At 58.2% G+C, this 5364-nt stretch carries 3 rRNA genes; all 3 read right to left on the minus strand.

The annotated features are described in order from the left end of the window. Window positions 1-3 precede the first annotated feature (3 nt). Window positions 4-120, minus strand: a 5S ribosomal RNA gene (rrf, locus tag CLV40_RS36885). Window positions 121-238: 118 nt separating this feature from the next. Further along, window positions 239-3346 (minus strand): 23S ribosomal RNA (locus CLV40_RS36890). A gap of 364 nt (window positions 3347-3710) precedes the next feature. Continuing rightward, window positions 3711-5228, minus strand: a 16S ribosomal RNA gene (locus CLV40_RS36895). The 16S, 23S and 5S rRNA genes sit together here, the layout of an rRNA operon. Window positions 5229-5364 lie beyond the last annotated feature (136 nt).

Consider the following 5364-nt stretch of genomic DNA (forward strand, 5'->3'; position numbering starts at 1 on the left):
TGAGTCCGGCGGCGTCCTACTCTCCCACACCCTCACGAGTGCAGTACCATCGGCGCTGGTGGGCTTAGCTTCCGGGTTCGGGATGGGACCGGGCGTTTCCCCACCGCTATGACCGCCGTAACACTATGAAACACATCATCAACCTCGACCCCACCACAACCAAGACCACACATGACATGGTCTGGGGGGTGGGGGTGGTTGGTGTCTCAGACACCGTACAGTGGATGCGTAGCCTCTTCGTTGTAAGCCCTCGGCCTATTAGTACCAGTCAACTCCACCCCTCACGAGGCTTCCATCTCTGGCCTATCAACCCAGTGGTCTAGCTGGGGGCCTTAACCCCTCAAAGGGGGCGGGAGACCTCATCTTGGAACGAGCTTCCCGCTTAGATGCCTTCAGCGGTTATCCCTTCCGAACGTAGCCAACCAGCCATGCCCCTGGCGGGACAACTGGCACACCAGAGGTTCGTCCGTCCCGGTCCTCTCGTACTAGGGACAGCCTTCCTCAAGTCTCCAACGCGCGCGGCGGATAGGGACCGAACTGTCTCACGACGTTCTAAACCCAGCTCGCGTACCGCTTTAATGGGCGAACAGCCCAACCCTTGGGACCTACTCCGGCCCCAGGATGCGACGAGCCGACATCGAGGTGCCAAACCATGCCGTCGATATGGACTCTTGGGCAAGATCAGCCTGTTATCCCCGGGGTACCTTTTATCCGTTGAGCGACACCGCTTCCACCAGCCAGTGCCGGATCACTAGTCCCGACTTTCGTCCCTGCTCGACCTGTCAGTCTCACAGTCAAGCCCCCTTGTGCACTTGCACTCAACACCTGATTGCCAACCAGGCTGAGGGAACCTTTGGGCGCCTCCGTTACCCTTTGGGAGGCAACCGCCCCAGTTAAACTACCCACCAGGCACTGTCCCTGAACCGGATCACGGTCCGAGGTTAGACACTCAGTACGATCAGAGTGGTATTTCAACAACGACTCCACACCCACTGGCGTGAGCGCTTCACAGTCTCCCACCTATCCTACACAAACCGAACCAAGCACCAATACCAAGCTATAGTAAAGGTCCCGGGGTCTTTCCGTCCTGCCGCGCGTAACGAGCATCTTTACTCGTAGTGCAATTTCGCCGGGCCTGTGGTTGAGACAGTCGAGAAGTCGTTACGCCATTCGTGCAGGTCGGAACTTACCCGACAAGGAATTTCGCTACCTTAGGATGGTTATAGTTACCACCGCCGTTTACTGGCGCTTAAATTCTGAGCTTCGCCCCGAAGAGCTAACCCGTCCTCTTAACGTTCCAGCACCGGGCAGGCGTCAGTCCGTATACATCGTCTTGCGACTTCGCACGGACCTGTGTTTTTAGTAAACAGTCGCTTCTCGCTGGTCTCTGCGGCCACCCAGCCCTAGCCCGCAACGGAGCTTCAAGCCAGACGGCCCCCCTTCTCCCGAAGTTACGGGGGCATTTTGCCGAGTTCCTTAACCACAGTTCACCCGAACGCCTCGGTATTCTCTACCTGACCACCTGTGTCGGTTTGGGGTACGGGCCGCACGGACACTCGCTAGAGGCTTTTCTCGGCAGCATGGGATCACTCTACTTCGCCTCACTCGGCTACGCATCACGCCTCACCCTCATGAGCGACGGATTTGCCTATCGCTCGGGCCACACGCTTACACCAGACACCAACTGCTGGCGGAGCTACCCTCCTGCGTCACCCCATCGCTTGGCTACTACCGGATCAGATCCCGCGCTCAGATGATTCAGTCCGAAGACATCCACACCCTTGGGCGGTTAGTATCACCGGCCTCACCAGGGACGCGTCCACACGGGTACGGGAATATCAACCCGTTGTCCATCGACTACGCCTGTCGGCCTCGCCTTAGGTCCCGACTTACCCTGGGCGGAACAGCCTGGCCCAGGAACCCTTGGTCATTCGGCGGACGAGATTCTCACTCGCCTATCGCTACTCATGCCTGCATTCTCACTCGCACAGCCTCCACCACTGGATCACTCCGCGGCTTCCACGGCTGCACGACGCTCCCCTACCCACCCACACCACTGGCTGTCATCTCAAGGACGACAGCGATGTATTTGTGTGAGTGACACAGCTTCGGCGGTGCGCTTCAGCCCCGCTACATTGTCGGCGCAGGACCACTTGACCAGTGAGCTATTACGCACTCTTTCAAGGGTGGCTGCTTCTAAGCCAACCTCCTGGTTGTCTGGGCGACCCCACATCCTTTCCCACTTAGCGCACACTTAGGGGCCTTAGCTGGTGTTCTGGGCTGTTTCCCTCTCGACTACGAACCTTATCGCCCGCAGTCTCACTGCCGCGCTCTCACACCCCGGTATTCGGAGTTTGGTTGATTTCGGTAAGCTTGTAGGCCCCCTAGACCATCCAGTGCTCTACCCCCGAGGTGAAACACACGACGCTGCACCTAAATGCATTTCGGGGAGAACCAGCTATCACGGAGTTTGATTGGCCTTTCACCCCTACCCACAGCTCATCCCCCAGGTTTTCAACCCTGGTGGGTTCGGGCCTCCACGACGTCTTACCGTCGCTTCACCCTGGCCATGGGTAGATCACTCCGCTTCGGGTCTAGACCACGCGACTCAACCGCCCTCTTCGGACTCGCTTTCGCTACGGCTACCCCACACGGGTTAACCTCGCCACGCAGCACTAACTCGCAGGCTCATTCTTCAAAAGGCACGCCATCACCCCTCAAGGCTCTGACGGCTTGTAGGCACACGGTTTCAGGTACTCTTTCACTCCCCTCCCGGGGTACTTTTCATCTTTCCCTCACGGTACTAGTCCGCTATCGGTCATCAGGAAGTATTCAGGCTTAGCGGGTGGTCCCGCCAGATTCACAGCGAATTTCACGAGTACGCTGCTACTTGGGAACACTCTCCAGAGACCACATGTTTTCGCTTACGGGGCTCTCACCCTCTACGGCCGCCCGTTCCAAGACGTTCACCTAACACATGGTTTTCTTACTCTGCGCCAGTCCGGCAGAACCGACCGAAAGGTCCCACGACCCCGCCACCGCAACCCCTGCCGGGTATCACACGACGACGGTTTAGCCTCTTCCGCTTTCGCTCGCCACTACTCACGGAATCACGGTTGTTTTCTCTTCCTACGGGTACTGAGATGTTTCACTTCCCCGCGTTCCCCCCCAACACCCTATATATTCAGGTGCGGGTGACACCACATGACTGGTGCCGGGTTTCCCCATTCGGACATCCTCGGATCACAGCTCGGTTGACAGCTCCCCGAGGCATTTCGCAGTCTCCCACGTCCTTCATCGGCCCCTGATGCCTAGACATCCACCGTATGCCCTTACACACTTACAACAAAGATGCTCGCATCCACTGTACAGTTCTCAAACACCAACCAGACACCAGAACACATCCACGACCACCGGACCCGCGCACCACGCGGCGGTCTGATCGACGCCCTGGCCCTGACACTGAGCAAACCCTCACGGGTGTTGTCTCAGGACCCAACAGTGTACCGACACACTCACCACTCACCACCATCGACCATCCGCGTTCCACGCACACCGTTCCGAAGAACAGCGGCAGTACTGGCAGCCCTGACCGACACCGAGGAGCGTTCGCTCGTCCAGTAGTTCCACAGCATATGAGCGCCACCCACCAGGCATTCGCTGGCAGCGTGGTCTCCCACCACCCGAAGGTGATGGCAGGTGCTCCTTAGAAAGGAGGTGATCCAGCCGCACCTTCCGGTACGGCTACCTTGTTACGACTTCGTCCCAATCGCCAGTCCCACCTTCGACCACTCCCCCCCTTGCGGGTTGGGCCATGGGCTTCGGGTGTTACCGACTTTCGTGACGTGACGGGCGGTGTGTACAAGGCCCGGGAACGTATTCACCGCAGCGTTGCTGATCTGCGATTACTAGCGACTCCGACTTCACGGGGTCGAGTTGCAGACCCCGATCCGAACTGAGACCGGCTTTAAGGGATTCGCTCCACCTCACGGTCTCGCAGCCCTCTGTACCGGCCATTGTAGCATGTGTGAAGCCCTGGACATAAGGGGCATGATGACTTGACGTCATCCCCACCTTCCTCCGAGTTGACCCCGGCAGTCTCCCATGAGTCCCCGCCATTACGCGCTGGCAACATGGAACGAGGGTTGCGCTCGTTGCGGGACTTAACCCAACATCTCACGACACGAGCTGACGACAGCCATGCACCACCTGTACACCGGCCACAAGGGGGCCGATATCTCTACCGGTTTCCAGTGCATGTCAAGCCCAGGTAAGGTTCTTCGCGTTGCATCGAATTAATCCACATGCTCCGCCGCTTGTGCGGGCCCCCGTCAATTCCTTTGAGTTTTAGCCTTGCGGCCGTACTCCCCAGGCGGGGTGCTTAATGCGTTAGCTACGGCACGGAAACCGTGGAATGGTCCCCACACCTAGCACCCACCGTTTACGGCGTGGACTACCAGGGTATCTAATCCTGTTCGCTCCCCACGCTTTCGCTCCTCAGCGTCAGTATCGGCCCAGAGACCCGCCTTCGCCACCGGTGTTCCTCCTGATATCTGCGCATTTCACCGCTACACCAGGAATTCCAGTCTCCCCTACCGAACTCAAGTCTGCCCGTATCGACCGCAGGCCCACAGTTAAGCTGCAGGTTTTCACGGCCGACGCGACAAACCGCCTACGAGCTCTTTACGCCCAATAATTCCGGACAACGCTCGCACCCTACGTATTACCGCGGCTGCTGGCACGTAGTTAGCCGGTGCTTCTTCTGCAGGTACCGTCACTTGCGCTTCGTCCCTGCTGAAAGAGGTTTACAACCCGAAGGCCGTCATCCCTCACGCGGCGTCGCTGCATCAGGCTTGCGCCCATTGTGCAATATTCCCCACTGCTGCCTCCCGTAGGAGTCTGGGCCGTGTCTCAGTCCCAGTGTGGCCGGTCGCCCTCTCAGGCCGGCTACCCGTCGTCGCCTTGGTAGGCCACTACCCCACCAACAAGCTGATAGGCCGCGGGTTCATCCCATACCGCCGGAACTTTCCACCCCCCACCATGCGGTGGAGAGTCATATCCGGTATTAGACCTCGTTTCCAAGGCTTATCCCAGAGTATAGGGCAGATTACCCACGTGTTACTCACCCGTTCGCCGCTCGTGTACCCCGAAGGGCCTTACCGCTCGACTTGCATGTGTTAAGCACGCCGCCAGCGTTCGTCCTGAGCCAGGATCAAACTCTCCAAAGATGATTTAGAGTGCTGCCTGACAAACAGACACCAAAACTGGCATCAATTCATCTCAAAGGAACCCACATCGGGGTTCTATCATTCAAGCTCTACTGGCTTAAATCGGCACACTGTTGAGTTCTCAAACAACACACGC

It is taken from the genome of Actinokineospora auranticolor (assembly GCF_002934265.1).
GTDB lineage: Bacteria > Actinomycetota > Actinomycetes > Mycobacteriales > Pseudonocardiaceae > Actinokineospora > Actinokineospora auranticolor.